This window comes from Maritimibacter alexandrii, assembly GCF_005871115.1.
GTDB lineage: Bacteria > Pseudomonadota > Alphaproteobacteria > Rhodobacterales > Rhodobacteraceae > Maritimibacter > Maritimibacter alkaliphilus.
Map to the genome: position 1 here is coordinate 261,471 of NZ_SWKQ01000014.1, position 25,461 is coordinate 286,931.

Below are 25,461 nucleotides of genomic sequence, written 5' to 3' on the forward strand. Positions count from 1 at the left end.
TTTATAGGCAATCGGTGCGAGCGGGGCGAGAGCCGATTGCGATGCGAAGACTGGCCTCATGCGGCGCGCGGCCTTATGATTTTCTCACCGATCCGGAGATCGCCATGTTTCGCGCCGCCCTGACCGCCCTTGCCCTGTCCGCCGCCGCCCCGTACGCGATGGCCGAGGGCACGCTGCCGGGCCCGGACGCGTCGCTTTGCGATACGGCACAACTCGACCCCGAAGCGGTGATGGGGGACGGCTGGACGATGACCGTCTCGCGGTTCCGCATCCGCACCGAAGAGACGCCGACCTACACGTCCGAGATCAAACGCCTGCCGGTCCGGCTTTATGTCGTCGACGGGGCCTTCAGGATGTTCGGGATGGTGGCGCCCCTCTCGCCTGTCACTTTCGTCGAAATGCCGTTCGGTCAGGGCGTGTGGCGCTGGTCCGGCGATCCGGTCCTGACGCTTCCCGACGATCCCGAGGCCGCTCAATCCAGCGCGGATGTGGAGGCGGCCTTGGGCTGCACACTGTCGCGCTTTCCCCGGCTGGCGGCGCAGGTCGAGACGGTGTCGGACGACGGTCGGCAGTTCACCCACACCATCTGGCTCGTCGCCCTGTCGGCCGACCTGATGCTCGGCGCCTGGGACTGGCGCACGCGCGACGACGGGCCCGAGATTCACTATACCGCCGGGCTGAGACTTGCCCGAACACAGGCGGAGTGACGCCCGGCCTTGCCGTCTTATCGGCATGGGGCCATGGTGCCGGAATTGTCCGGTCTTCCGGACGGGAACGATTTGGCAAGCGGCACAGGGTACAGTCGGATCATGCAACGTTTCGGGTTTCTCCTGTTGGGTTGGGCCGCGCTCGCCCTTGGCGGTCTCGGGGTCGTTCTGCCGGGCCTGCCGACCACGCCTTTCCTGCTGGTCGCGGCCTTCGCCTTCGGCAAGGGCAGCCCCCGGATGCGGGCATGGCTGATCGACCATGCCCACCTCGGTCCGCCGATCCGGGATTGGGAGGATCGCGGTGCGATTTCGCGCCGGGCCAAGGTGCTGGCGGTGTCGATGATGGCGGCGCTCTTGCTTTTGTCGGTGGTGCTGGGCCTGTCCGGCTGGCTCATCACCGTGCAAGCTCTGTGCATGGGCGGAGCGGCGGTTTTCATCCTCACCCGTCCCGATTAGGTCACGGCATGGCCAGAACCGCCTCCATCGCCGCGTTCAGATGCCCGACCGGAAGGATGACCAGCAGACCGGGGCCGGAGCTTTCGATCTCCACCACTCCGTCCGCCGCATTCGACGTACCGACCCGACCAAGGGGCGACAGGGTGATGCCCTCATGCGACCAGACCAACCCGCGCAGGTTCACCACGCGTTCGGCCAGCGGAAACACCGACACCCGCGTGCCCTTGGGCAGGTCGAGCCGGACCGAGGCAGGCGCGTGAAAGCAGATGTCATGATCGCCGACGAGGATGCAGCGCCGGTCCCAACGCACGAGCGCATTGTAACAGGCAAGTTCATGGTCCAGCCTGCGTCCCATGAACCCCGCCCCCAGAACCAAAGGCGCGTCGATGGCGAGGAGCGCCTTGTCGAAATCCGTCGTGTCCTGGTCGCCGGAGAAATGCACCGTCGCCGGGTCGAGCCTTGCGCGCGTTTCCGCGTCGATCGAGTCGAGATCGCCGACCACCGCGTCCGGCACATGGCCCATCGCCAGCGCCCTTCCCGCCGCCCCGTCACAGCAGACGAGATTCGGCGCGATCGTCAACAATTCGGAAACCGTGCCCGGGGCAAGCTCGCCGCCGCCCAGAAGGGTGACTTTTTCCAAATAGGTTAAAAAACCGGAATTTATGGCCAACTTTGTATCCATGTCGGAAACTATCCACATTTCGGACCAGAAAAAATACCGCGATTATCTCGGTTTTGTGCAATTTCGCGGGACAGGGCATGGTAAACCATTCCCTGCTGGATCGGGGGAGAAAGCGAGTCAGAGATGGTGAGTTCGAGCAGGATTCTCACTGTATCATACGGAACTTTCAGCTGCACGCTGGAGGGATTCGATGAGCCGTTCTCGACGATGAAGTCCATCGCCGAGTATTTCCGCGAACTTGCGGCGGATGACCGCTATTTCGGGGCCGAACCCCCGCAGCCGGATGCCGAGATGCTGCACCAGATCGCCGAACGCGAGGTCAAGCGCCGCGTCGAGGCTCGGGTCAGTGAACACGGCGTCGTGCTGCGTCAGGCCACCGACGACGAGATGCCCGCGACCGGTCTGCTCACCGGTGCCGCGGCCCCGACCGTGGACGACGAAATCAAGCGCCAGGCCGATGAGGCCCGTCGCCGCGCCGCCGAGGAAGAGGCGGAACGCCACGCCGCCGAAGTCGAGCGTCAGGCCGAGAATCGCCGGGCCGCCGAAGAGGCCGCCGCAAAGGCCGCAGAAGAGGCTGCCGTGCAGGAGGCCGAGGCCGCCCGCAAGGCCGAGGAAGACGCCGCACGCGCCGCCGAAGAAGAAGAAGCCCGCCGGGCCGAGGCGGAAGCCGAAGCGGCCCGTCGCCGCGCCGAGGCGGAAGCGGAAGCCGAACAGCGCCGCGCCGAAGCCGAGGCCGAGGCCGAAGCGCGCCGTGCCGCCGATGAGGACGAAGACGAAGCGGCGGACGCCGGGTCCGTGACCGATCGCATCCGCCGCATCCACGCCGTCACCGATGTAAGCGCCGACGACTATTCAGAAGACGAACACGCCGACGATTACTTCCGCGACGACGACGACATTCTCGAAGAGGCGCTGCTGGCCGAGGAACAGGACGAAGTTCTGCCGATCGACACCGACGACGAAGACGACACGCCCGCCGAAGCGCAGGCGGAGGACGATGCGTCGGAGGAGGATGACGACATTTCCGCCCTGCTCGGCAAGGTGGCCGAAGATTCGGCGCTCGAGGACGAGGCGCTGACCGACGAAGTGAGCGAAGAGACCGCCTCGGAACTCGACCACGACGAGGATGAGGACGAAGCGCCGCTGGACCTCAGCGCCTTTGCCGAGGACTTCGCGACCGATGACGCAGATGCGGACGAAGATACCCCGCAGGCCGCCGAAACGCCGGATGCAGCCGAGGACGAAGCGCCCGCTCAGGACGCCAAGGCCGCGACCGTGATCGTGCCCGCCCAGACCCAGACCCCGGCGACCCAGCCGCGCCGCCCGATCGCCCGCGTGGTCCGTGTGCGCCGCCCCTTCGCCAAGGACGAAACCCCGGCCCCGCAGCAGATCGAAGCGACGGCGACCGCGGAGCCTTACGACCCGGACGAGGACGATTTCACCGTTCCCGGCGAAAGCACGCTGACGCCCGAGGACGAGGCCGCGTTGATTGCGGAGCTGGCCGAGGTCGAGCGCGACTCGCGCGAAACGGCGGGTGCCGACGAAGACGATTTCAACGCCGCACGCGCCGCGCTGGCCGAGGACGCCGGCGAGGACGAGGCCGCTCTGGCCGACGACGTCGCGGACGCGGACGATGAAGACGAAATGGTGCGCGGCGAAGCCCTGCCCATCGAGCCCGAGGAAGAGCCCGAGGATCGCATTCAGGACGACCGCAAGACGCAGGCCGCGCCGTTCGCGGATGTGGACATGGGCGAAACCGACCGCGCCATCGACCGCATCCTGCAAAAGACCAATTCGCAGCTCGCCACCGGCGAAAGCACCCGTCGCCGCAATGCGATCCAGCACCTCAAGGCCGCGGTTCAGGCGAAGCGCGCCGACCGTGACGAGGTGGACGAGGCGCTCGATTCGATCGACCCGACGCCGCTGACCAACGACGAATACCGCGACGACCTTGCCCGTGTCGTGCGTCCGCGCCGCCCGCAGGCCGATGCCGACCGCCCCAAGCGCCGCCTCGCCCCGCTGGTTCTGGTGTCCGAGCAGCGTGTGGATCAGTCCGACGTGGCCAAAGCCGAAGTGCCCCAGCCCGCGCGCCCGGCCGCCGTCGCAAAACCCGCCCGTCCGGTGCGCCCGGTGCGCCCGCGTCGCGTGGGCAAATCGAACCTTGCCATGCAGGACGAGCCGGAAGAGGCGCAGGATGACGAGGGCGAAGAGGCCAGCGACAACATGACCTCGGGCTTCCGCGCTTTCGCCGCCGATCTGGGAGTCGAAGGGATCGAAGACACGTTGGAGGCGGCCACCGCCTTCGTCACGCAGGAAGTGGGCCGTCCCTGGGCCACACGTCCGCAAATCATTTCGCTCGCCCTCGCCTCCTCGTCCGGCGCGGGGCGCGAAGAAGCGCTGGCGAGTTTCGCCCAGCTCCTGCGCTCCGGCCAGATCGTCAAGGTCAACCGGGGCCAGTTCGTCCTGTCTGAGGACAGTTTGTATTACGAGTGAAACGCTGCCGCGTTATGGGGATGTCGGAAACGGCGGGGTCGGACCCCGCCGTTTTTCATTCCACGTCGCGCTTTTCTTCGGGCGGCATCGCGGCGACGCCCTGAAACAGCTTCTTGAACGGCAAAATCCACGCCACGCCCAGCACGACGAACACGATCAGCTCGACGAGGATGGAATCGCGGTTGATGAGATCGGCCAAGTTGACCGCCACGATGATCCACAGCGGCAGGCCGATCAGCAGAACGACCAGCGACCAGCGTTTGCGGGCTTTCAGTGACAGGGCCATGGCGTCTCCTTTCAACGGGCTTGCGCCCTTGGTCTGGTATCCAGACTTACGGCATCAGTCCGCGAACGGATCGGTGACGAGGATCGTGTCGTCGCGCTCCGGGCTGGTGGACAAGAGCGCGACCGGGCATTCGATCAACTCCTCGACCCGGCGGACGTATTTGATCGCGGCGGCCGGAAGATCGGCCCAGCTACGCGCGCCTTCGGTCGACTCGCTCCACCCTTCCAGCTCTTCGTAGATCGGCTTGCACCGCGCCTGCTCGTCGGCGGCGGTTGGCAGGTAGTCCAGCCGCTTGCCGTCCAGATCGTAGGCCACGCAGATTTTCAGCGTTTCGAACCCGTCGAGCACGTCGAGTTTCGTCAGGCAGATGCCGTTGATGCCGGAAATCGCGCAGGTCTGCCGCACGAGCGCCGCGTCGAACCAGCCGCAGCGCCGCTTGCGCCCGGTAGTGGTCCCGAATTCGTGTCCGCGCGTGCCCAGACGGTCGCCGTCCGCGTCGAAAAGCTCCGACGGGAACGGCCCTTCGCCCACGCGGGTCGTATAGGCTTTCACGATGCCCAGCACATAGTCGATCGCCCCCGGCCCCATGCCGACGCCCGTGGCCGCCTGACCCGCGATCACGTTGGACGAGGTCACGAAGGGATAGGTGCCGAAGTCGATGTCGAGCAGCGCACCCTGCGCCCCTTCGAACAGGATGCGGTTGCCCGCCTTGCGCTTCTCGTTGAGCACCTTCCACGCCGGCGCCGCGTATTCGAGGATCTTGGGCGCGATCTCTTTCAACTGCGCGATCAGCGCGTCGCGGTCGATCTCGTCCACGCCCAGCCCCTTGCGCAGCGGGTTGTGGTGCTGAAGCGCCCGGTCCACCCGCGCCTCGAGCGTCGCGTCGTCGGCAAGGTCGGCGACCCGGATCACCCGGCGCCCCACCTTGTCCTCGTAGGCCGGGCCGATGCCACGGCCCGTCGTGCCGATCTTGGTCCCGGTGCTCGCGGCCTCTTCGCGCGCCCGGTCCAATTCGCCGTGGAACGGCAGGATCAGCGGCGTGTTTTCGGCGATCATCAACGTCTCGGGCGTGATTTCGACGCCCTGTTTGCGTATCGTCTCGATCTCGCCCAGCAGGTGCCACGGGTCCAGCACCACGCCGTTGCCGATCACCGACAGTTTGCCGCCGCGCACCACGCCCGAAGGCAGCGCGTGCAGCTTGTAGACGGTGCCGTCGATGACAAGGGTGTGGCCCGCGTTATGGCCACCCTGAAACCGGCAGATGACGTCAGCGCGTTCGCTGAGCCAGTCCACGATCTTGCCTTTCCCCTCGTCGCCCCACTGGGCGCCTACGACGACTACGTTGGCCATGACGTTTCCTCTGTCGGTAAACCCGCGCCCGTATAGCGAAGCCCGCGCCCCGGTGAAAGGCCAATCCCGCGCGCCCTGCTCGCATTTCGGCATGGCTTTGGGGTTGCGACGGCGCGCCGTTCACCCTAGATAGCCCCATCGGAACACTGACCCCCGGAAGGCCGCTAAAGTCCCATGGAAAACGTCCTGCTCGTCATCCTTCTCCTGCTCGCGCTGTCGCTGATCGGCGTCGTGCTTCTGCAACGCTCGGAAGGCGGTGGGCTCGGCATGGGCGGCGGCGGTGGCGGCGGCGGCGTGATGTCGTCGCGCAGCGCGGCCACGGCGCTTTCCAAACTGACCTGGATTCTGGGCATCGCCTTTCTTGCCGCGTCACTTGGTCTCACGATCATCTCGGCGCGCAACTCGGCGGACAGTTCGGTCACCGACCTGATCGTCGCACCGGCTTCGGATGCCGGCGACGCGACCCCGGACGCCCCGGCGCTGCCCGACGTGACGGACATGATGCCGTCGCAGAATTCGGATCAGCCGTCGGATGCTCCGGCAGCCCCGCCGCGCGCCGAGTAAGCGCGGCACCCGAAACCCCGTCCGTGACCCGGACGGGGTGATTTCGCACCACACTACAACCTGTTGATAAGCCGGAAAATCCGGCCACATCATATTGCGGTCTGCTTGCCTTGAGACCGGGAATCGGATATTCCGGAATCCCGTGATGATGGGTTTTTGAGCCGGGACAACTCGGCCTGAGCGCACCGCATCCAACCAAAATCACGGGGGCAGCCCTTACATGGCACGTTACATCTTCATCACCGGCGGCGTGGTTTCGTCCCTTGGCAAGGGGCTCACGGCGGCGGCACTCGGCGCGTTGTTGCAGGCACGCGGCTTTTCCGTCCGGATGCGCAAACTGGACCCGTATCTGAACGTCGATCCGGGCACGATGTCGCCCTTCGAGCATGGCGAAGTGTTCGTCACCGACGACGGCGCGGAAACAGACCTCGATTTGGGCCATTACGAACGCTTCACCGGTGTCGCGGCGCGCGCCACCGACAGCGTCTCGTCGGGCCGCATCTATACCAACGTGCTCGAGAAAGAGCGGCGCGGCGACTACCTCGGCAAGACCATTCAGGTGATTCCGCACGTCACCAATGAAATCAAGGACTTCATCGAGATCGGCGATGACGAGGTCGATTTCATGCTGTGCGAGATCGGCGGCACCGTCGGCGACATCGAGGCGCTGCCTTTCTTCGAAGCGATCCGCCAGTTCAGCCAGGAACGCCCCCGCGGACAGTGCATCTTCATGCATCTCACGCTGCTCCCCTATCTCGCGGCCTCGGGCGAGCTGAAAACCAAGCCCACGCAGCACAGCGTGAAGGAGCTGCGCTCCATCGGCATCGCGCCCGACGTGCTGGTCTGCCGCGCCGAGCATCCGATCCCCGAAAAGGAACGCGCCAAGATCGCGCTGTTCTGTAACGTGCGCCCCGACAGCGTGATCCCGGCCTACGACCTCAAGTCGATCTACGAGGCGCCGATGTCGTTCCACCGCGCGGGCTTGGACCAAGCCGTGCTCGACGCCTTCCAGATCAGCCCGGCGCCCGCGCCCAACATGACCCGGTGGGAGGATGTCGAGGACCGCATCCACAACGCCGAGGGCGAGGTGAAAATCGCCATCGTCGGCAAATACGTGCAGCTTGAAGACGCCTACAAGTCGATCAAAGAGGCGCTCACCCACGGCGGCATGGCCAACCGGGTGAAGGTCACGACCGAATGGGTCGATGCCGAGATTTTCGAAAAGGAAGACCCGGCCCCGCATCTTGAAGGCTACCATGCGATCCTCGTGCCCGGCGGCTTCGGTGAACGCGGGACCGAAGGCAAGATCCGCGCCGCCCAGTTCGCGCGCGAGCACAAGGTGCCCTACCTCGGGATCTGTCTGGGGATGCAGATGGCCGTGATCGAAGCGGCCCGCAACGTCGTCGGGCTCGAGGATGCCGGGTCCGAGGAATTCGACCATGAAGCCGGGAAAAAACGTTTTACGCCCGTGGTTTACCACCTCAAGGAATGGGTGCAGGGCAACTATACCGTCAAGCGCAAGGTGTCCGACGACAAGGGCGGCACGATGCGGCTTGGCGCCTATACTGCGACGCTGAAAGAGGGGTCGAAGGTGGCCGAAGTCTATGGCGACACGACCATCGAAGAACGCCACCGTCACCGCTACGAGGTCGACATCAAGTATCGGGAGGAGCTTGAGGCCAAGGGCCTGTGCTTCTCCGGTATGTCGCCAGATGGCCGCCTGCCCGAGATCGTCGAATGGCAGGACCACCCGTGGTTCATCGGCGTGCAATATCACCCGGAGCTGAAGTCGAAGCCCTTCGCGCCCGCGCCGCTCTTTGCCGATTTCGTTCGCGCGGCGATCGAGCAGGAACGCCTCGTTTAACGCGGGCCGCAACCGCCCAACTGACAAGGGCCGCTGCACCGATGGGTGCGGCGGCCTTTTTCGTGTCCGCGCGCGGTGCGCGATTGATCTGGATCAAGGTTTTTGTATGCACCTGGTCGCTATCCGTATGCACAAGAGACAATGAACGGATGCAGACGGAGCCCGCCATGAACCGCGAAACCCCAGCCCCCCTTGCCGACCCGGAAACCATCGAAGGCCGCCCGCGCCCGACCTATCAGATGGTGCTGGACCGGGACACGAACCCGCCTTCGCCCTGCCTGCGCGACGTGGCGCCGTATCATCCGCAGACCGTCCGCGTGGCCACCGCCCGTTACACCTCCCCCGACTATTTCCAGCGCGAAGTGCGCGAGATGTGGGAAAAGGTCTGGCAGATGGCCTGCCGGGACGAAGACATTCCCGCGCCGGGCGATCAGACCGTTTATGACATCGCGGACCGCTCGGTCCTGCTGGTCCGCACCGAAAGCGGCACGGTGCGCGGCTTCGTCAATTCCTGTCCGCACCGGGGCCGCAAGCTTCGGGCCGACGCCGGGCAGGCCCAGACGATCCGCTGCGCGTTTCACGGTTGGACCTGGAACCTCGACGGCAGCGTGAAAAGCATCCCCTGCCGCTGGGATTTCCCGCATCTGACGGACGACGACGCGCACCTGCGCGAGGTGCAGGTCGACACGTGGGGCGGCTTCGTCTTCATCAATTTCGACCCGGACGCCGCGCCGCTTGCCGACTACCTCGGCGTGCTACCGGAGCATTTCGCGCCCTGGCGGCTCGAAGATTGCTATAAGTCCGTGCATCTGGCCGGGGTCATGCAATGCAACTGGAAGGTGGCGCAGGAGGCTTTCATGGAAAGCTACCACGTCATCGCCACGCACCCGCAGATCCTTCCCTTTTTCGCGGACGCCAGCGCGCAATACGACCTTTACGGCGACAACGTGAACCGAAACCTCGCCGCCTTCGGCGTGACCAGCCCGCATATGGGCGAGGGCGCCGTGTCGGAGCAGGAGATCGTGGCGCAGATGCTTGGGATGCGCGAAGAGGCGCAGACGGTCGACCCCAAGGACGATGGCGCGATTCAGGCCCGCCGCACGCTGGGCGACAAGACCCGGGCGGCGTTCAGCCGGGCCTATGGCACCGACCATTCCGGCGTCTCGGATGCCGAGGTTCTGGACGCGCTCGTCTACAACGTCTTTCCGAACTTCGCGCCGTGGGGCGGGTTCGCGCCCAACATCGTCTACCGCTGGCGCCCAAACGGGATGGACGTTCATTCGTGCATCATGGAGGTGATGATCCTGAAGCGCTGCCCCGCTGGCAAACCGCGCCCTGCGCCCGCCGAACTGCGGTGGATCGAACCGGGCGCGCCGTGGTCGGAGGCCCCCGAACTGCCCGTTCTGGGGCCGGTCATAGATCAGGACATCTCGAACCTCGGGCTTGTGCAGGACGGGCTGCGCAATTCCGCGACCGGCGTCGTCGAGCTTGCGCGCTACGAAGAACAGCGCATCCGGCACTTTCACCAGACCCTCGGCAAATACGTGGCAGACTGACCATCGCCTCGCCCCTTGATGCCGCTTGGGGCAGGCGTTACGCCAAGGGATGCTGTCTTACCAACACATCTTCCATGCGGGCAATCTGGCCGACGTGCACAAACACGGGCTTCTGGCATGGGTGCTGGACTACCTGACCCAAAAGGACAAACCGCTGTCCTACATCGAAACCCATGCGGGTCGCGGGCTTTATCGGTTGGACGCGCCCGAGGCGGTCAAGACGGGCGAAGCGGCGGCGGGCATCGGGCGTGTGGCCGACTGGTTCGGCCCCGATCACCCCTACACCCGCGCCCGCGACTGGGTGTCTGCCGAGTATGGCCCAACCGCATATCCCGGCTCGCCCCTGATCGCCGCGCATCTTTTGCGACCCGGCGATACCCTGCGACTGGCCGATCTGCATCCGCAGGAAAGTGCGGCTCTGGCCGAGGTCATGCGGCCCTTGGGCGCAAAAGTCGAACAGCGCGACGGGATCGAGATGGCGCTGGCCGTGACGCCCCCCGATCCGCGCCGGGGCGTTTTGCTCATCGACCCGTCGTGGGAGTTGAAATCGGATTACGACACCCTGCCGAAGGCGATCTCGAAGATCGCGCGCAAGTGGCCCGTGGGCGTTGTTTTGCTGTGGTATCCGATCCTCACCGACGACCGCCATACCGGGATGGTACGCACACTCACCACCCAGCACCCCGATGCGTTGATAAGCGAAGTGCGCTTTCCACCCGCACGCCACGGGCATGGCATGGTCGGCTCGGGTCTTTTCGTGCTCAACCCGCCGTGGGGTCTGGCCGACGAAGCGGGAAAACTGAAACGGGACTTCGATAGCTTGGGAGGCTGACATGCCCAAAGGATACTGGATAGGTCGCGTCGATGTGGACGACCCCGAAACCTACATGACCTATGTGGTCGCGAACGCCTCGGCTTTCGCCAAGTACAAGGCCCGCTTCCTCGTGCGCGGCGGCGAGCACCGGATCGCCGAAGGCACCGCACGCGCGCGCAACGTAGTGATCGAGTTTCCCAGCTACGCCGATGCGCTCGCCTGCTACGACAGCCCGGAATATCAGGCCGCCAAGGCGATCCGCGACCCGGTGTCCGAAGGCGACCTCATCATTATTGAGGGCTATGAGGACTGAGGAACCGGGCCATATCCCCGAAAGTTGACAGTCATACGCTGGAAAGCGTCGCGAAACCGGCCTAAGTGGAAAGCTATGTTCGACAAACTCATGAATTCCCTCTTCGGCTCCGCGCCCGAAGAGCTCCCGCCCGAAGACGCCCGCGTGGCGCTGACCGCCCTGCTCGTGCGGATCGCCCGCTCGGACGGGCAATATGACGACGTCGAAAAGGACCAGATCCGCGACATCGTGGCGGACCGTTACGACCTGTCCCCCGAACTGGCGCAAGACTTGATGTATCAGGCGCAGGAGTTGGAATCGCAGGCCCCCGACACCGTCCGTTTCACCGAGGCGATCAAGGATGCGGTGCCCTACGAAGACCGCACGAGCGTCGTCGCGGCCGCCTGGCGCGTGGTATTGGCGGACGGCGACCGGGCCGATGAAGAAGACGCGCTGATGCGGCTCATCGCCAAGTTCCTGGGCGTGTCCGACCGCGACTCGAACATCGCGCGACAAAAGGCGACGGGCTGAGGCCCGCTGCCCGTTTTCGCGCCACCTGACCCAACGGCAGGCAAAAGCCGCCCGGGCATCGGGCAATCTATCGTTGCAATACATTGGGATTTCGTCCCTACTCGGGCCTCGAAACCGATATGATCAAATGCTGTGCCGCACACTGAACCGCCCGTCATAGAGATACATGACCTGCACAAGAGTTTCGGGGAACTCGAGGTCCTGAAAGGTGTCAGCCTGTCCGCCCCGCGCGGGCATGCGATCTCGATGATCGGGTCGTCCGGCTCGGGCAAATCCACGCTTCTGCGTTGCTGCAACCTGCTGGAAGACAGCCAGTCGGGCGAGATCCTGTTCGAGGGCGAGCCGATCCGCTGGCATGGAACCGGCCTTGCCCGCCGCCCCGCCGACCGGGCGCAGGTGACGCGCATTCGCACGAACCTGTCGATGGTGTTCCAGCAGTTCAACCTGTGGTCCCATATGACCATCCTCGAAAACGTCATGGAGGCCCCCGTCACCGTGCTGGGCCGCCCGAAAAAAGACGTGGAAGAGGCCGCGCGCGCCTATCTCGAAAAGGTCGGCATCGGCGACAAATGCGATGTCTACCCGGCGCAGTTGTCCGGCGGCCAGCAACAGCGCGCCGCCATCGCCCGCGCGCTGTGCATGGAGCCCAAGGCGCTTTTGTTCGACGAACCCACCTCGGCCCTCGACCCAGAGCTCGAGCAAGAGGTGGTGCGCGTCATCAAGGCCCTCGCCGCCGAGGGCCGCACCATGATAATCGTGACCCACGACATGCGCATGGCCGCAGACGTGGCCGATCATGTGGTCTTTCTCCATCAGGGAAAGATCGAGGAAGAAGGGCCACCTGAAGAGCTTTTCTCCAACCCCAAATCGGAACGTCTGAAGGGGTTTCTCTCCGCCACCGTTCCGGCCTGAACCAACCAAGGGAGCAAGAAATGAAAAAGCTGATCCTCACCGCCGCCGCGCTCGCGTTGACTGCGGGCACCGCGATGGCCGAAAGCCACGCCATGACCGTCCGCATGGGCACCGAAGGCGCTTACCCTCCGTTCAACTTCCTGAACGACAACGGCGAAGTCGACGGGTTCGAGCGCGAACTGGGCGACGCGATCTGCGAAACCGCCGGGCTGACCTGCGAATGGGTGACGAACGAGTGGGATTCGATCATCCCGAACCTCGTGTCGGGCAACTACGACACGATCATCGCGGGCATGTCGATCACCGACGAGCGTGACGAGGTCATCGACTTTACCGAGGCCTACTTCCCGCCCGATCCGTCCTCCTTCGTCGCGATGTCCGACGCCTTCGACGGCACCGGCGTGATCGCGGCCCAGACCGGCACGATTCAGGCCAGCCACGTGGCCAGCATGGACGGCGCCCAGCTTGTCGAATTCGCCACCCCGGACGAAACCATCGCCGCCGTGAAGAACGGCGAAGCCGACGCGGTCCTCGCAGACAAGTCGTTCCTCGAGCCCATCGTGGCCGAAGACAGCGACCTGATGTTCGCGGGCGACGACGTGATGCTGGGCGGCGGCATCGGCCTTGGCGTGCGTGAAAGCGACACCGAGCTGAAAGACAAGCTCAACGCCGCGATTGCCGAACTGAAGGCGGACGGCACCGTCAACGAACTGATCGCCAAATGGTTCGACGGCATGGAAGGCCCGTACTGATCTGACACGGGGGGCGGCTTTCGGGCCGCTCCTCTCCACCGATGTTCGAAATCTGCGCAGACCCCCAGAACCTGCAAGAATTGCAGTGGCTTGCCTGCTACCTCACCAGCGGCAAGCATATCCTGTTCTACCAGTCCTTCGGGGTGGTGATGCTGCTTCTCGTCATCACCGCGCCCGTTTCGCTGGCCTTCGGCTTCATCGGGGCCTCGGCCGCCCGCTCGCCCATCGCGCCGCTGCGCTGGTTCGGCAAGGGTTATACCTCGATCGTGCGCGGCGTGCCGGATATCGCCTTTTTCCTCTTCTTCGTCATCGCGCTGGATCAGGCGTTCGAGTGGCTGCGCCATCAGGTAAAGTGTCCCGACTGGGAAGCGCCGATCCGGCAGGGCAGCGATTTCGTGGTCTGTGCGCAGGCCAAACTGCCGCTCTCGACCTCGCCGCAATGGGTGCATGAAAGCTACGGCTTCACCCTCGCCGTCCTGACCTTCGCCATCGTTTTCGGCGCCTTCGCGGCCAATGTGCTGTTCGGCGCCATGCGCTCGGTCCCGCGCGCCCAGATGGAAACCGCCGAGGCTTATGGCTTTTCCCACCGTCAGGCCTTCTGGCGCATTCTCGTCCCGCAGATGTGGCTCTACGCCCTGCCGGGCCTGTCGAACCTCTGGATGATCCTCATCAAGGCCACGCCGCTCCTGTTCCTTCTGGGGGTCGAAGACATCGTCTATTGGGCGCGCGAACTCGGCGGCTCCAAGACCGCGCGCTTCTCCGACTACCCGCACGGCGACTGGCGGATGTATTACTTCGGCGCACTGCTCGTGTTCTATCTGCTGCTCACTAAACTCTCGGAATTCGTGCTCGACAAGCTGATGGCCCGCCTTTCCCACGGGCAGGCCACCGCCGCGGGCGAGGCCCAGCGGAAGGCCGCCGCATGAGCTGCTGGGACACGGTCATGGACTACGGCCTGCGCTCCATCGGGATCGGTGAGCGGCTCCTGCCCCGGTCCGACTTCACGATCTGCCAGCAGTTCACGCTGATCGGCTCAGGCATGATCTGGAACATCTACTTCGGCGTCCTCTCGCTCGCCTTCGGGTTCTTCCTGTCGATCGCCGTGGCGCTCGGCAAATCCTCCGCGAAGCCCCTCATCAGAAAACCGGCGGAGTGGTTCATCTTCCTCTTTCGCGGTTCACCCCTCTTCATCCAGTTCTTCTTCGCCTATTTCGCCTTCCTGTCGCTGAAACAGGTCGCCCCGATCTTCGATCCGCTGACCTCGGCGGCCTTCGGGGCCACCATCGTTCTGTTTCTGAACACCTCGGCCTACGCCGGCGAAATCTTCTATGGCGCGCTCAAAGCCATCCCGAAGGGCGATCTCGAAGCCGCCGACGCTTACGGCATCATGGGCTGGAAACGCTTCCGCCGGATCACCTTTCCGACCATGCTGCGCCTCGCTTGGCCCGCCTATACGAACGAGGCGATCTTTCTGTTTCACGCCACCGCGCTCGTGTTTTTCTCGGGCTTTCCGGCCTGGCAACAGCGGGGTGACGCGCTTTATTACGCCAACTATTTCGCGGACAAGACCTTCAACCCCTTCGTCCCCTACCCGATCCTCGCCTTCTATTTCATCCTGCTGACCCTCACGGTCATCACGATCTTCGGCGCGATCAACCGCCGCCTCACCCGCCACTTGCCGCAGGAAACCCGCCCGAAACTGCGCCTGCGGCCCATGCTCGTGCGCTGAACGCGTCTCTTTCCGGTCCCAAATATCCCGGGGGGTGTGGGGGGCTGGCCCCCCACATGGGTCGGATTGGGCGCAAGCCCAATTCGAAACAGACAACACCCCGCTTGCCGCCCCCGCGCCCCTCGGCTAGGGTCGCCGCGAGATTTGATCAAATCGAGGCTTCATGCTTATCGGCATCCTGCAAACCGGCCACATGCCGGACGCGCTCATCGGCGAGACGGGCGACTATTCCGCCATGTTCGAACGGCTCTTTTCCGGTCACGGCTTCACCTTCCGCACGTGGAACGTGGTCGATGGCGCGTTCCCGGAGAGCCCTGACACCTGCGACGGCTGGCTCATCACCGGCTCGCGCCACGGCGCCTATGAGGATCACGACTGGATTCCCCCGCTCGAAGACCTGATCCGCGCCATCGCCGCGTCATCCCGCCCGATGGTGGGCATCTGCTTCGGCCACCAGATCATCGCGCAGGCCCTTGGCGGCAAGGTCGAGAAGTTTCGCGGCGGCTGGTCCGTCGGGCGCCAGATCTACGATTTCGGCGACACCGAGCTGGCGCTCAATGCCTGGCATCAGGATCAGGTGGTCGAACGGCCCGAAGGCGCGCAGGTCATCGCGGAAAGCGAGTTCTGCAAGAACGCCGCCATGGTTATCGGCTCCTCCATCCTCACCGTTCAACCCCACCCCGAGTTTCGCGCCGACGTGATCGAGGGGCTGATCGAACACCGCGCCGCCGCCGTGCCGCCCGCCCTCGTGGACGAGGCCCGCGCGAACGTGGCGAAACCCACTGACAACGACGAACTGGCCGACCGCATGGCCGCGTTCCTCAAGAAAGGGGCCAAGTGATGGCCAGCGACTGGACAACGGGCCTGCCTGAGGCCGCGCAAGCCTATCTCGACGGGCGCAGGCTGGACGAGGTGGAATGCATCATCGCCGACCTGCCCGGCATCGCGCGGGGCAAGGCGGTGCCGGCGGGCAAATTCGCGCGCCAGAACTATTTCCACCTGCCGGATTCGATCTTCTACCAGACCATCACCGGCGACTGGGGCGAGGCGGCCGGGGACGAGGGCTTCATCGAACGCGACATGATCCTGAAGCCCGACATGACCACCGCGACGGCGGCGCCGTGGACGGCGGACGTGACGCTTCAGGTGATCCACGACGCCTTCGACCGCAACGGCGAGCCGATCCCCTATTCCCCACGCAACGTGCTGAAACGGGTGGTGGAGCTTTACAAGGCGCAGGGCTGGACGCCCGTGGTCGCGCCGGAGATGGAATTCTTTCTCGTCGCCCGCAACCTCGACCCCGCCAAGAAGATCGAGCCGATGATGGGCCGCTCGGGCCGCCCCGCCGCCGCGCGTCAGGCCTATTCCATGACCGCCGTGGACGAATTCGGCCCGGTGATCGACGACATCTACGATTTCGCCGAAGCCCAAGGGTTCGAGATCGACGGCATCACGCAGGAAGGCGGCGCGGGGCAGTTGGAGATCAACCTGCGCCACGGCGACCCGGTGAAGCTGGCCGACGAGGTATTCTATTTCAAACGCCTGATCCGCGAAGCCGCGCTGCGCCACGACTGTTTCGCCACATTCATGGCCAAGCCCATCGCGGACGAGCCGGGCTCGGCCATGCACATCCACCACTCGGTCGTGGAAACGGACACCGGAAAGAACATCTTCGCAGGCCCCAACGGCGGCGACACCGATGCGTTCTTCACCTTCATCGGCGGGCTTCAGACCCACCTGCCCTCGGTCATCGCGGTGCTGGCGCCTTACGTGAACAGCTATCGCCGCTACGTGCGCGACAACGCCGCGCCGATCAATCTGGCCTGGGGCCGCGACAACCGCACCACCGGCATCCGCATCCCGCTTTCCGGCCCCGACTCCCGCCGGGTCGAGAACCGCCTGACCGGCATGGACGCGAACCCCTATCTCGCCATGGCCGCCTCGCTCGCCTCGGGTTACCTCGGCATGATGAACGAGGTGCGGGCCGAGCCGCAGTTCCGGGGCGACGCCTATGACGCGGACGAGGAAATCCCCCATGACCTCTGGTCCGCACTCGACCTGTTCGAGGAAGCGACCGAGATGCACGAGGTGCTGGGACCGGAATTCGCCCGCGTCTATTCCATCGTGAAACGCACGGAGTATCAGGAATTCCTGTCGGTCATCAGCCCGTGGGAACGCGAGCATCTGCTCCTGAACGTGTAAGGCACGAGACCGCGATTCGCGCCGTTGCGAAAAGCCGCCCGGCACCGGCCCGGTGGGCGGTGCTGTGCCAATGAAATCCTCTATAGCGAGCAAGCACTTACGGTGGGCAGGGTATCCTGACCCGCCGTGCGCGTCATTTTTCTTTGCTTGGTTTCATGCGGGTGTTACACTTTTCCCGAATATCACCTTCGGAAAACCCGAAAAGGATACGAGTATGACCCTGGGGCCCAACGTATACGACGCAGAACCCATTCCCGAAGCTGCCCGCGCCGAGATCGACCGGCTGCTGCAATCGGGCGACCTGTTCCGCTACACCGCGCCTCAGGACGCGCCGGTGGCTTTGTTGGAGCGTGAATTCGCCGACATGATGGGGGCCAAGTATGCGCTGGCCGTGGCCTCCTGCTCGGCGGCGCTGTTCATTTCTCTCAAGGCGCTCGGCCTGCCGCGCGACACCAAGGTTCTGATCCCGGCCTTCACCTTCGCCGCCGTGCCCTCCTCGGTCGTTCATGCCGACTGCGTTCCGGTGCTCGTGGACGTGATGGACAACTACCGCGTCAACATGGACGACTTCGAGACCAAGCTCACCGACGACGTGGGCGCGGTCATCATCAGCCACATGCGCGGCCACACCTCGGACATGGACGCGATCATGGCGCTTTGCGACGCCAAGGGCATTCCGGTCGTCGAGGATGCGGCCCATAGCCTCGGCACGCTCTGGCATGGCGAGAAGATCGGCAAGATCGGCAAGATCGGCTGCTTCTCGTTCCAGTCCTACAAGATGCTGAATGCCGGCGAGGGTGGCATCCTCATCACCGACGATGCCGACATCATCGCCCGCGCGGTCATCATGTCCGGTGCCTATGAGCACAACTGGAAGAAGCACAAAGGCCCGCACGGCGACAACACGACCGAGCTGGAAGAGGCCTTCGGGCGCTGGCAGAACAAGCTGCCGCTTTACAACACGCGGCTGTCTAACCTCTCGGCAGCGGTGATCCGGCCCCAGATCCCCGAGCTCGAGCGCCGGGTGACCGACGGCCTTCGCAACCACGACTACGTGGCCGCCAAGCTGAACGAAAGCCCGTGGATCGACGTGCCCGCCCCGCTGGCCGCCGAGACCCGCGCGCCGGATTCGATCCAGTTCAACCTCGTCGACATGACCGACGACGAGACCCGCGCCTTCATGGATGCCGCAAAGGTGCGCGGCGTGTCGGTGCAGGTCTTCGGGATGCACACGGATAACGCCCGCGCCTTCTGGAACTGGGAATTCATCGGCGATCAGGGTCCGCTGCCCGGCACCAAGAAGATGCTGATGCGCGCCTGTGACACCCGCCTTCCCGTCCGCCTCAAGAAGCCGGAACTCGACTTCATCGCCAATGCGCTGGTCGCGGCGGCGGCGGATGTGAAAGAGGCCGCAAGCGCCTCGGTCGCGGCGCAGTAAACGGTTCGAAAACGCTGGAAAAGGCCGCCCTTGGGGCGGCCTTTTCGCTTGGCCGGTCAGGCGGGTCGTGGGACCGGAAACAGCCAGTCGTAGGCGCAGTTGAACGCGAAGGCGTAGACCAGATAGAACGCCGCGAACCCCAGATCCATGACCAGCGCCTCGACGAGCGTGAGGCCCAGATACCACGCCATGAAGGGGAGCAGCAGGGCGAGCAGCCCCGCCTCGAACAGCACCGCATGGATCACACGAAGTCCGATTGATTTCGCGGTGGTGCCACGACGCCAGCGCAGCACCAGATCGAACAGAAGGTTGTAGATCAGGTTCCACAGCGTCGCGAGCGTCGCGCTGACCACGCCCACGACACCGATGTCATGAACGGGAAGGTGAAACAGGACCGCGCCCAAGGGCACGGCGAGGCCGAGTGCGAGAAGTTCGAATGTGACGGCATGGCGAAGACGATCGAGAGGCGAGCGCATCGGAAACCCCGTGTGCTTTCCGGGTCGTCCCGGTGTTGATCCATGATGGGAAGGTCGTCCTGATGACCGAGAGATGGATGTCCGGGTGCCCGCGTTCAACCTGTCGTCATATGCGCGATGTGACGGGTTGCCCGATGGCAACCATCGGGGGCACGACGCCCAAGCTGGTGGTCACGAAGCCCCGCGCCTTGCGAGGCGACGCATTTGCCCGAGGCACGCCTATTTTCGTCCCCGCAGGGACCAATGCTGCCTCACAACACCCGGTATCTGGTGGTCAGGAAACCCGCCTTGGTCTTTTCCGCATGTTCGAGCTTCAGGTCGATGTCGCGTTCGAGGGGGCCGAACAGGGATCGGCCCTGCCCCAGAAGGATCGGAATGATGGTGATCGTCATGTCGGCGATCAGGCCCGCGCGCAGGAAACTGTGGACCAGCGCCCCGCCGTCGATATAGGCGCGCGTCCAGCCCTCGATCTCGACCATGTCCATCAGCGCCTGTGGGTCTTGGCGCGTAACTTCGACGCTGGACCGCCGCGCCTCGGGAATGTCCTCGCGCGTCAGGGCGTGGCTCATCACCCGGATCGGCTTGTCGCCATAGACCCATTCGTCGAAGCCAAGGACCGTGCGGAAGGTGCCGGACCCCATCACCATCCCGTCGACCGATGCGAAGAAGTCGAAAAAGCCCCCGTCCCCGTCATCCTCCGGCTGTTTCATCAGCCAGTCGATCGCATGATCCGGCCGTGCCACGAACCCGTCCAGGCTCATCGCCATGAACACGTGGCCGGTGGTCACAGCAACCTCATCCTGTCTTTCAGCCACGGCAGCCGGGCATGGAACGGCTTCAGGATCATGTCGGCCATGTGCGACTTCAGCCGTGTCGCGACATCGCCCGGCAGGTCGCCCAGCCCGCCGCGCCGGGCCGTCAGAGTGATGCGCCGGGAAAACGAGGGGAACGGCAGTTCGACAATGTCCACCTCCGACACGAACCGCTTGGCGCGCAGCACCCCCAGCGGGGTCAGGATCGTCCAGCCCGCCCCTGCGGCGACCATCGACAGGATCGCGTGATAGCTGTCGAGTTCGAAGCGGTGATTGACCCGCAAATCCTGCGTGGCAAGCTGCGACGCGATCTGACGCCCCATGAAATGACGCGAGGAATACTGCACCATCGGCATCGTGCGCAGCGCGTCGAGCACGTCGCCCTGCACCTTGCCCTTGGGAACGGCGGCGACGAAGGGTTCTTCGATCAGCGGGTGCATCTCGTGCCCGTCGGCCAGATCGCCCATCTCGGCGGTCACCACCACGTCCAGCGCCCGCGCCTCGAGCTGGTCCATCAGCCGATGCGACGCCCCGGTTTCAAGCAGGAACTGCGTGCGCGGCCAGGCTTTCGACAGGTCCGACAGCAGCGCGGGCGTCACGTCGGCGTCGAAATCCTCGATCATGCCCAGCCGGAACCGCGTGAGCCGTGTCATGTCGGCTGCCGCAAGCTCGGCCTTGGCCTGTTCGGCTTCGTTGATGATGGTCAGGGCGCGGCGGCGGAAAAGCTCGCCTGCCGGGGTGCAGATCAGTGGGCGCGCCGAGCGGTCGATCAGCGCCGTGCCCACCGCGGTCTCCAGATTGGTCAACTGCTGGCTGACGCTCGACGGGCTGGCCCCCAGCCGCCGGGCCGCCGCCGAAATCGACCGCTCATCCGCGATGGCGGCAAAGACTTCGACCCCCCAAAGGGTGATGCGTCCGGCGGTTTCGACCACGTTCGGCCCCGTATGTTGGCGCCCGGCGGACCGGGCCTTTGCTTACATGCCGGAAAGCTTCTTCTGGAGGGCGGCGAGCTGTTTCTTGATCTCGTCGAGTTCCTCGCCCTTGCTGTCGCCATCCGTCGCGGCGTCGTCGTCGGACGGGCCGGAAGCGGCGCCGGGCCAGTTCGCCATCATGGCTTTCATGAACGCCTGCTGCTGCGCCTGCAAAGCGTCGAACCCCGGCACCTGCGCCATCGGGTTCGGGATCGCCGACATGTTCTCCATCATCTTGGACTGGCTGTCCTTGAGCATCTCGAAGCTGGCGGCAAGAAACTGCGGCACCATGCTCTGCGCCTGCGTCGTGTAGCTGCGCACGAGATCGGTCAGAACGTCGACCGGCAGGACGCTTTCGCCCCGGCTCTCATGTTCTGCAATGATTTGAAGGAGATATTGTCGGGTCAGGTCGTCGCCGGATTTCAGATCGACAATCTGCACTTCGCGGCCTTCCGAGATGAAGCCTGCGATATCTTCGAGCGTAACGTAATCGGACGTCTCGGTGTTATAGAGACGGCGGCTTGCGTAACGCTTGATGAGGAGCGGATCCTTGGTTTCGGCCACGTAGTCCTCCCAACGGTTCAGTATTCAGGCACTTTGGCGGTGCAGAAAAAAGACTACGCCAGTGCAGAAACCAAAAGCAAGCACTGTTCACTTGGGCGATGGGCGCGACGGCACTTTCGCATTCCCCAACAAAAAAGGCGGGCCGCATGGGCCCGCCAGGATGATCTTGTCGGCAGGGAGGAGGTAGCCGACCAAGAATTCCTTACTTCGAGGCGGCTTTCGTCGCCTTGGTCACCTCGTCGGTGGCCTTCTTGACGGCGGCCTGGGCTTCTTCGCCCATGTCCTTGCCGGCGGCGAGCATCAGCTCGACGGTGTCCATCTGAACTTTCTTCGCGACTTCGGCGAAGGCCGACATGTGCTCGGCAGCCGATTCAGCCTGAGCCGAAGCGAAGTCGGTCATGGCTTTGGTGTAGTCGGCCGGGTCCGCTTTGGCGGTCGACAGGTCGCCCATCTTGGCGAGGGTCGATTTCGTCCAGGCGGTCGAGATTTCGGTCGACTTGTCGGCGGCGTCGAGGGTGAGCTTCGCCATTTTCTCGGTCAGAGCGGCGGACGACTTCATCGCGCCTTCGTAGGCCGACATGTCCATCGGGAACGAGCCCATCATGTCGCTGAACATCTTGGTGTAGTCGGTGGTGGCTTTAGCCATGTCGTATCTCCTAAGGTCTTCCCCGGAACCGCCCGGGGGTGAATTTCTGCGTGTGCAAAGAATATGCATGCTGCACCGCAGAAAATCAACCCTTTTTCTGCGGTGCAGCAAAAAATCTCTGCCGGAAATTCAAAACCTTGGGAAATCAGACCTTTGGACAGCCGATGACGTATGTTCCCGGAGCTTCCGCTAGGGCAGGATGCCCGGAATCACCGATCTCGCGCGCCGGAATCTTCTTGCCGGACCGCTTGGCGAGCCATTTGCCCCACCGGCCCCACCAGCTGCCTTCGTGCTTGTCCGCACCGGCCTGCCAGTCTTCGGGGTTTTCCGGCCAGTCCTCGTTCGTGTAGTGGCCGTATTTCTTTTTCGACGGCGGGTTCACGATGCCCGCGATATGCCCGGATTCCGTCAGGATGAAGGTCTTGTCATCGGACCCCATCTTGCGCATCCCCCGGTAGGAGCTTTTCCAAGCGGCGATGTGATCGGTCTCGCAGGCGATGGCGCACAGCGGCACCTCGACATCTTCGATCCGGGTGCGCGTGCCGAGGATCGGGAACCCCTTCCCCTCCCCCGCGAACTTGTCGTCCTGACACAGCCCGCGCAGGTATTCGACCGCCATCCGGCCCGGCAGGTTGGTCGAGTCGCCGTTCCAGTAGAGCAGATCGAAAGCGGGCGGCGCGTTGCCCATCATGTAGGATTTGATCGCCGGGCCATAGATCAGGTCGTTCGAGCGCAGGTAGCTGAAGGTGCGCGACATATAAAGCGACGGCAGCACGCCCTTGTCCGTCACCTCCTCTTCGATCCCGTCCACGAAATCGTTGTCGAGGAACACGCCCACCTCGCCCTGATCCGAGAAATCGGTGAGCGCGGTAAAGAAGGTGGCGGAGTTGATCTTGTCTTCCTTGCGCTTCTTCATCAGCGACAGCGTGATGGCGAGCGTCGTGCCGGCGATGCAGTAGCCGACGACATTCACCTTGTCCTGCCCGGTGATCGCGCGCACCTCGTCGATCGCGGCGAAGTAGCCGTCTTCGACGTAATCCTCCATCCCGACGTCGGCATAGCTCGTATCCGGGTTCACCCAGGACACGACGTAAAGCGTGAAGCCCTGTTCGACGATCCAGCGGATCAGGCTGTTCTCGGGCTTGAGGTCGAGGATGTAGAACTTGTTGATCCAGGGCGGGAAGATGATGAGCGGACGCTCATAGACCTTGTCGGTCTTCGCCTTGTACTGGATCAGCTCGATCATGCGGTTGCGATAGATCACCTGCCCCTCGGCGGTGCCAAGGTTCTCGCCCACCTTGAAGGCATCGGGGTCCGACAGCGTCACCACAAGCTCGCCATCGTTGCGTTCGAGATCGCGGATCATGTTCTCGAGCCCGTCGATCAGCGACTGCCCCTCGGTCTCGATGGCCTTTTCCAGCGCGTCGGGGTTGGTGGCCAGGAAATTGGTCGGCGACATCATGTCGACCATCTGCTGCGTGAAATAGGTCACGCGCTTGCGGTCCTGCGGGTCGAGCCCTTCGAGCCCCTCGACCGCATCCTTCATCGCCTCGGAGGTGATGAGATACTGCTGCTTGAGATAGTTGAAATAGGGGTGCGTGTCCCACAGCGGATTGCGGAAGCGCGGGTCTTTGGGTGTCGGGTCTTCCGGCACGCCCTCGTTCGCGATCAGGGCCTTCTGTGCATCGACCGCGTGTTTCAGCGTCTTGCCCCAGTATTCCACCTGATCTTCAAGCACCTTGCCGGGGTGCTTCATCATCTCGGTCCAGTAGGCACCCAACGACTTGGTGTAATAGTCCTGCCCCGGCCCCTGAAGCGAAGGACGAATCGCCTGCTTCTTCGCAACCGCAGCGGCGAAACGCTCTGTAAGCTCCTCGATCCGTTCGAGGTTCTCTTTCAGTTTCTCGCTACTTTCGTTCGGGTTGACTTCATTCGTTGTCATGCGAAATATTCCGCCTTATGTTATTTCGCACATGCAGCATCATGCTGTGTGTCCTCCGGTTGTCGAACCTAACTGAGGAAGGGCTGCTGGGGCAACCGAAAGGGTTACCATGCGTTACCTTGCCACGTACGATTTGATGGAAACGGTTCGGAACACGAACCAATGGCTCGGGGCCACCGCCCAGGCGATCGGGGAATACCCGATGTTCGCTCTCGCGCCCAATCCGATGTTCAAGATGCTCTCGGCCTGGGGTGAGGTGACCGAACGCAGCTTTGCGCGGATGGTCGCGAAACCGGACTGGGGCATCTACACCGTGGTCGGCGCCGATGGCCGCGACCATGTGGTGAACGTGAAGAAGGTGATCGAACGTCCCTTCGGCGACCTGATCCATTTCGAGGTCGCCGGGCGCAAGACCAAGGAACGCAAGATCCTGATCGTCGCGCCGATGTCGGGCCACTACGCCACGCTTCTGCGTTCGACCGTCGCCTCGCTCCTCCCGGATGCCGAGGTTTATATCACCGACTGGCATAATGCGCGCGACATCCCGGTGTCCAAGGGCAAGTTCGATATCGAAGACTACACCCTGTATGTTGTCGATTTCATGAAAGAGCTCGGCCCCGACACCAACGTGGTCGCCGTGTGCCAGCCTGCCCCGCTCGTGCTGGCCGCGACCGCCTATCTCGCCGACATCGACCCCGAGGCGCAGCCGCAGACGCTGACCCTGATCGGCGGCCCGATCGACCCGGACGCGGCGGCGACGGACGTGACCGACTTCGGAGACCGTGTGACGATGGGCTATCTGGAAAAGACAGCAATCCAGCGCGTCGGATTCAAATACGCTGGCGTCGGCCGGTCGGTCTATCCGGGTCTGCTGCAACTCACCTCCTTCATGACCATGAACGCGGAGAAGCACGCCAAGGCGTTTTCCGATCAGATCATGGCCGTGGCGCGCGGCGAAGCGGGCGACCATGACAAGCACAACAAGTTCTACGACGAATACCTCGCCGTCATGGACATGACCGCCGAATTCTACCTCACCACCGTCGAGCGCATCTTCAAGGAGCGCGAGATCGCGAAGAACGAATTCGTGGTCGCCGGGCGCAAGGTCGATATCGGCAAGATCACCGACGTGGCCGTGATGACCGTGGAAGGGTCCAAGGACGACATCTCGGCCCCGGGCCAGTGCCTTGCCGCGCTGGACCTGTGCACGGGCCTTCCCGACGAGAAGAAGAACCATCACCTCGAAGACGGCGCGGGTCACTACGGCATCTTCGCGGGCAAGTCGTGGCGCAACAACATCCGTCCCTTCGTGCTAAATTTCATGGATCAGCACGCGGGCGAACACGCCGCTCAGGCCAGCAAGAAAAAGGCCGCGAAAACCAAGCCGGCGCTGAAGGCGGTCTGACCCTTCTCCGATCAATA

Annotated in this window: 27 protein-coding genes; 17 read left to right on the forward strand and 10 right to left on the reverse strand. The window is 64.0% G+C overall.

Annotated features, from left to right (window positions below):
* The first annotated feature begins 104 nt into the window (after positions 1–104).
* Together FCT00_RS17955 and FCT00_RS17960 are read left to right on the forward strand one after the other, a co-directional pair.
* Positions 105–707, forward strand: coding sequence for a hypothetical protein (locus FCT00_RS17955; RefSeq protein ID WP_138424104.1), 603 nt, complete (start codon positions 105–107; stop codon positions 705–707).
* Between the two features lie 102 nt (positions 708–809).
* Positions 810–1,163 carry a YbaN family protein gene (locus FCT00_RS17960; RefSeq protein ID WP_138424105.1) on the forward strand — a complete coding sequence of 118 codons (354 nt, stop codon included), beginning with the start codon at positions 810–812 and terminating at the stop codon, positions 1,161–1,163.
* Position 1,164: 1 nt separating this feature from the next.
* Here FCT00_RS17960 and FCT00_RS17965 read toward each other — a convergent pair whose 3' ends face one another.
* Positions 1,165–1,803 (reverse strand): thiamine diphosphokinase, encoded by a 639-nt coding sequence (locus FCT00_RS17965; protein ID WP_235889171.1) that lies wholly within the window; start codon positions 1,801–1,803, stop codon positions 1,165–1,167.
* A 50-nt stretch (positions 1,804–1,853) separates the two neighbouring features.
* A complete protein-coding gene (locus tag FCT00_RS17970; protein ID WP_138424107.1) occupies positions 1,854–2,063 on the reverse strand; it encodes a hypothetical protein in 210 nt (69 codons plus the stop codon).
* Here FCT00_RS17970 and FCT00_RS21530 point away from each other — a divergent pair.
* Positions 2,053–4,338, forward strand: a complete 2,286-nt coding sequence (locus FCT00_RS21530; RefSeq protein ID WP_171043037.1) for a hypothetical protein — start codon at positions 2,053–2,055, stop codon at positions 4,336–4,338. The two genes, FCT00_RS17970 and FCT00_RS21530, sit on opposite strands and share 11 nt — an antisense overlap.
* 55 nt (positions 4,339–4,393) lie before the next feature.
* On the opposite strand, the gene FCT00_RS17980 is transcribed toward FCT00_RS21530, so the two are convergent.
* Entirely contained in the window at positions 4,394–4,624 is a 231-nt protein-coding gene (locus FCT00_RS17980; protein WP_138424108.1) for a DUF2842 domain-containing protein, read from the reverse strand.
* 54 nt (positions 4,625–4,678) lie between these two features.
* Positions 4,679–5,974 (reverse strand): adenylosuccinate synthase, encoded by a 1,296-nt coding sequence (locus FCT00_RS17985; RefSeq protein ID WP_138424109.1) that lies wholly within the window; start codon positions 5,972–5,974, stop codon positions 4,679–4,681.
* A gap of 174 nt (positions 5,975–6,148) precedes the next feature.
* On the opposite strand from FCT00_RS17985, the gene secG reads away from it, so the two are divergent.
* From secG to FCT00_RS18050, 13 genes are all read left to right on the forward strand, one after another.
* A complete protein-coding gene (secG, locus tag FCT00_RS17990; RefSeq protein WP_138424110.1) occupies positions 6,149–6,538 on the forward strand; it encodes a preprotein translocase subunit SecG in 390 nt (129 codons plus the stop codon).
* A gap of 220 nt (positions 6,539–6,758) precedes the next feature.
* Positions 6,759–8,402 (forward strand): CTP synthase, encoded by a 1,644-nt coding sequence (locus FCT00_RS17995; RefSeq protein ID WP_008329614.1) that lies wholly within the window; start codon positions 6,759–6,761, stop codon positions 8,400–8,402.
* 167 nt (positions 8,403–8,569) lie between these two features.
* Complete coding sequence (locus FCT00_RS18000) at positions 8,570–9,958, forward strand: aromatic ring-hydroxylating oxygenase subunit alpha (protein WP_235889173.1); 1,389 nt, start codon at positions 8,570–8,572, stop codon at positions 9,956–9,958.
* 49 nt (positions 9,959–10,007) lie between these two features.
* On the forward strand, positions 10,008–10,790 hold the full coding sequence (locus FCT00_RS18005; RefSeq protein WP_138424112.1) for a 23S rRNA (adenine(2030)-N(6))-methyltransferase RlmJ: 783 nt from the start codon (positions 10,008–10,010) through the stop codon (positions 10,788–10,790).
* A 1-nt stretch (position 10,791) separates the two neighbouring features.
* Complete coding sequence (locus FCT00_RS18010; protein WP_138424113.1) at positions 10,792–11,085, forward strand: DUF1330 domain-containing protein; 294 nt, start codon at positions 10,792–10,794, stop codon at positions 11,083–11,085.
* 75 nt (positions 11,086–11,160) lie between these two features.
* The gene (locus tag FCT00_RS18015; RefSeq protein WP_138424114.1) at positions 11,161–11,595 is read left to right on the forward strand and encodes a tellurite resistance TerB family protein; all 435 of its coding nucleotides are present in this window, start codon (positions 11,161–11,163) and stop codon (positions 11,593–11,595) included.
* 132 nt (positions 11,596–11,727) lie between these two features.
* The gene (locus FCT00_RS18020; RefSeq protein WP_138424115.1) at positions 11,728–12,507 is read left to right on the forward strand and encodes an ABC transporter ATP-binding protein; all 780 of its coding nucleotides are present in this window, start codon (positions 11,728–11,730) and stop codon (positions 12,505–12,507) included.
* A gap of 20 nt (positions 12,508–12,527) precedes the next feature.
* Entirely contained in the window at positions 12,528–13,259 is a 732-nt protein-coding gene (locus FCT00_RS18025) for a transporter substrate-binding domain-containing protein (protein WP_008329606.1), read from the forward strand.
* A gap of 41 nt (positions 13,260–13,300) precedes the next feature.
* Entirely contained in the window at positions 13,301–14,185 is an 885-nt protein-coding gene (locus tag FCT00_RS18030) for an ABC transporter permease (RefSeq protein ID WP_138424116.1), read from the forward strand.
* Positions 14,182–14,988 carry an ABC transporter permease gene (locus FCT00_RS18035; protein WP_138424117.1) on the forward strand — a complete coding sequence of 269 codons (807 nt, stop codon included), beginning with the start codon at positions 14,182–14,184 and terminating at the stop codon, positions 14,986–14,988. Before FCT00_RS18030 ends, FCT00_RS18035 begins: the two co-directional genes overlap by 4 nt.
* 163 nt (positions 14,989–15,151) lie before the next feature.
* Positions 15,152–15,829 carry a type 1 glutamine amidotransferase gene (locus tag FCT00_RS18040; protein WP_138424118.1) on the forward strand — a complete coding sequence of 226 codons (678 nt, stop codon included), beginning with the start codon at positions 15,152–15,154 and terminating at the stop codon, positions 15,827–15,829.
* Positions 15,829–17,190 (forward strand): glutamine synthetase family protein, encoded by a 1,362-nt coding sequence (locus FCT00_RS18045; RefSeq protein ID WP_008329629.1) that lies wholly within the window; start codon positions 15,829–15,831, stop codon positions 17,188–17,190. The genes FCT00_RS18040 and FCT00_RS18045 overlap by 1 nt, the downstream gene beginning before the upstream one ends.
* A 214-nt stretch (positions 17,191–17,404) precedes the next feature.
* Entirely contained in the window at positions 17,405–18,628 is a 1,224-nt protein-coding gene (locus FCT00_RS18050; protein ID WP_008329631.1) for a DegT/DnrJ/EryC1/StrS family aminotransferase, read from the forward strand.
* Between the two features lie 56 nt (positions 18,629–18,684).
* Here the strand turns inward: FCT00_RS18050 and FCT00_RS18055 are convergent, their stop codons facing one another.
* The 6 genes from FCT00_RS18055 to FCT00_RS18080 all read right to left on the reverse strand — a co-directional run bounded on the left by FCT00_RS18055 (position 18,685) and on the right by FCT00_RS18080 (position 24,039).
* Positions 18,685–19,104, reverse strand: coding sequence for a PACE efflux transporter (locus FCT00_RS18055; RefSeq protein WP_138424119.1), 420 nt, complete (start codon positions 19,102–19,104; stop codon positions 18,685–18,687).
* A gap of 251 nt (positions 19,105–19,355) precedes the next feature.
* Entirely contained in the window at positions 19,356–19,892 is a 537-nt protein-coding gene (locus tag FCT00_RS18060) for a dihydrofolate reductase family protein (protein WP_008329633.1), read from the reverse strand.
* Entirely contained in the window at positions 19,889–20,848 is a 960-nt protein-coding gene (locus tag FCT00_RS18065; RefSeq protein ID WP_138424120.1) for a LysR family transcriptional regulator, read from the reverse strand. The genes FCT00_RS18060 and FCT00_RS18065 overlap by 4 nt, the downstream gene beginning before the upstream one ends.
* A gap of 42 nt (positions 20,849–20,890) precedes the next feature.
* Positions 20,891–21,451, reverse strand: a complete 561-nt coding sequence (gene phaR / locus FCT00_RS18070) for a polyhydroxyalkanoate synthesis repressor PhaR (protein WP_008329635.1) — start codon at positions 21,449–21,451, stop codon at positions 20,891–20,893.
* A gap of 202 nt (positions 21,452–21,653) precedes the next feature.
* The gene (locus tag FCT00_RS18075) at positions 21,654–22,097 is read right to left on the reverse strand and encodes a phasin family protein (protein WP_008329636.1); all 444 of its coding nucleotides are present in this window, start codon (positions 22,095–22,097) and stop codon (positions 21,654–21,656) included.
* A 145-nt stretch (positions 22,098–22,242) separates the two neighbouring features.
* On the reverse strand, positions 22,243–24,039 hold the full coding sequence (locus FCT00_RS18080) for a PHA/PHB synthase family protein (protein WP_138424121.1): 1,797 nt from the start codon (positions 24,037–24,039) through the stop codon (positions 22,243–22,245).
* Positions 24,040–24,148: 109 nt separating this feature from the next.
* Between FCT00_RS18080 and phaZ the strand changes: the two genes are divergently transcribed.
* Positions 24,149–25,444 (forward strand): polyhydroxyalkanoate depolymerase, encoded by a 1,296-nt coding sequence (gene phaZ / locus FCT00_RS18085; RefSeq protein WP_008329638.1) that lies wholly within the window; start codon positions 24,149–24,151, stop codon positions 25,442–25,444.
* The last annotated feature ends 17 nt before the right edge of the window (positions 25,445–25,461 follow it).

What these genes read in the sequence shown, in the direction of transcription:
- FCT00_RS18080 (WP_138424121.1), bottom strand. Translation starts at nt 24,039, where the DNA reads ATGACAACGAATGAAGTCAACCCGAACGAAAGTAGCGAGAAACTGAAA.
- FCT00_RS18075 (WP_008329636.1), bottom strand. Translation starts at nt 22,097, where the DNA reads ATGGCTAAAGCCACCACCGACTACACCAAGATGTTCAGCGACATGATG.
- FCT00_RS18045 (WP_008329629.1), top strand. Translation starts at nt 15,829, where the DNA reads ATGGCCAGCGACTGGACAACGGGCCTGCCTGAGGCCGCGCAAGCCTAT.
- FCT00_RS18040 (WP_138424118.1), top strand. Translation starts at nt 15,152, where the DNA reads ATGCTTATCGGCATCCTGCAAACCGGCCACATGCCGGACGCGCTCATC.
- FCT00_RS17960 (WP_138424105.1), top strand. Translation starts at nt 810, where the DNA reads ATGCAACGTTTCGGGTTTCTCCTGTTGGGTTGGGCCGCGCTCGCCCTT.
- secG (WP_138424110.1), top strand. Translation starts at nt 6,149, where the DNA reads ATGGAAAACGTCCTGCTCGTCATCCTTCTCCTGCTCGCGCTGTCGCTG.
- phaZ (WP_008329638.1), top strand. Translation starts at nt 24,149, where the DNA reads ATGCGTTACCTTGCCACGTACGATTTGATGGAAACGGTTCGGAACACG.
- FCT00_RS18015 (WP_138424114.1), top strand. Translation starts at nt 11,161, where the DNA reads ATGTTCGACAAACTCATGAATTCCCTCTTCGGCTCCGCGCCCGAAGAG.
- FCT00_RS17970 (WP_138424107.1), bottom strand. Translation starts at nt 2,063, where the DNA reads ATGGACTTCATCGTCGAGAACGGCTCATCGAATCCCTCCAGCGTGCAG.
- FCT00_RS18025 (WP_008329606.1), top strand. Translation starts at nt 12,528, where the DNA reads ATGAAAAAGCTGATCCTCACCGCCGCCGCGCTCGCGTTGACTGCGGGC.
- FCT00_RS18055 (WP_138424119.1), bottom strand. Translation starts at nt 19,104, where the DNA reads ATGCGCTCGCCTCTCGATCGTCTTCGCCATGCCGTCACATTCGAACTT.
- FCT00_RS18030 (WP_138424116.1), top strand. Translation starts at nt 13,301, where the DNA reads ATGTTCGAAATCTGCGCAGACCCCCAGAACCTGCAAGAATTGCAGTGG.
- FCT00_RS18000 (WP_235889173.1), top strand. Translation starts at nt 8,570, where the DNA reads ATGAACCGCGAAACCCCAGCCCCCCTTGCCGACCCGGAAACCATCGAA.
- FCT00_RS18050 (WP_008329631.1), top strand. Translation starts at nt 17,405, where the DNA reads ATGACCCTGGGGCCCAACGTATACGACGCAGAACCCATTCCCGAAGCT.
- FCT00_RS18035 (WP_138424117.1), top strand. Translation starts at nt 14,182, where the DNA reads ATGAGCTGCTGGGACACGGTCATGGACTACGGCCTGCGCTCCATCGGG.
- FCT00_RS17985 (WP_138424109.1), bottom strand. Translation starts at nt 5,974, where the DNA reads ATGGCCAACGTAGTCGTCGTAGGCGCCCAGTGGGGCGACGAGGGGAAA.
- FCT00_RS21530 (WP_171043037.1), top strand. Translation starts at nt 2,053, where the DNA reads ATGAAGTCCATCGCCGAGTATTTCCGCGAACTTGCGGCGGATGACCGC.
- FCT00_RS17955 (WP_138424104.1), top strand. Translation starts at nt 105, where the DNA reads ATGTTTCGCGCCGCCCTGACCGCCCTTGCCCTGTCCGCCGCCGCCCCG.
- FCT00_RS18010 (WP_138424113.1), top strand. Translation starts at nt 10,792, where the DNA reads ATGCCCAAAGGATACTGGATAGGTCGCGTCGATGTGGACGACCCCGAA.
- FCT00_RS17995 (WP_008329614.1), top strand. Translation starts at nt 6,759, where the DNA reads ATGGCACGTTACATCTTCATCACCGGCGGCGTGGTTTCGTCCCTTGGC.
- FCT00_RS18005 (WP_138424112.1), top strand. Translation starts at nt 10,008, where the DNA reads ATGCTGTCTTACCAACACATCTTCCATGCGGGCAATCTGGCCGACGTG.
- FCT00_RS17980 (WP_138424108.1), bottom strand. Translation starts at nt 4,624, where the DNA reads ATGGCCCTGTCACTGAAAGCCCGCAAACGCTGGTCGCTGGTCGTTCTG.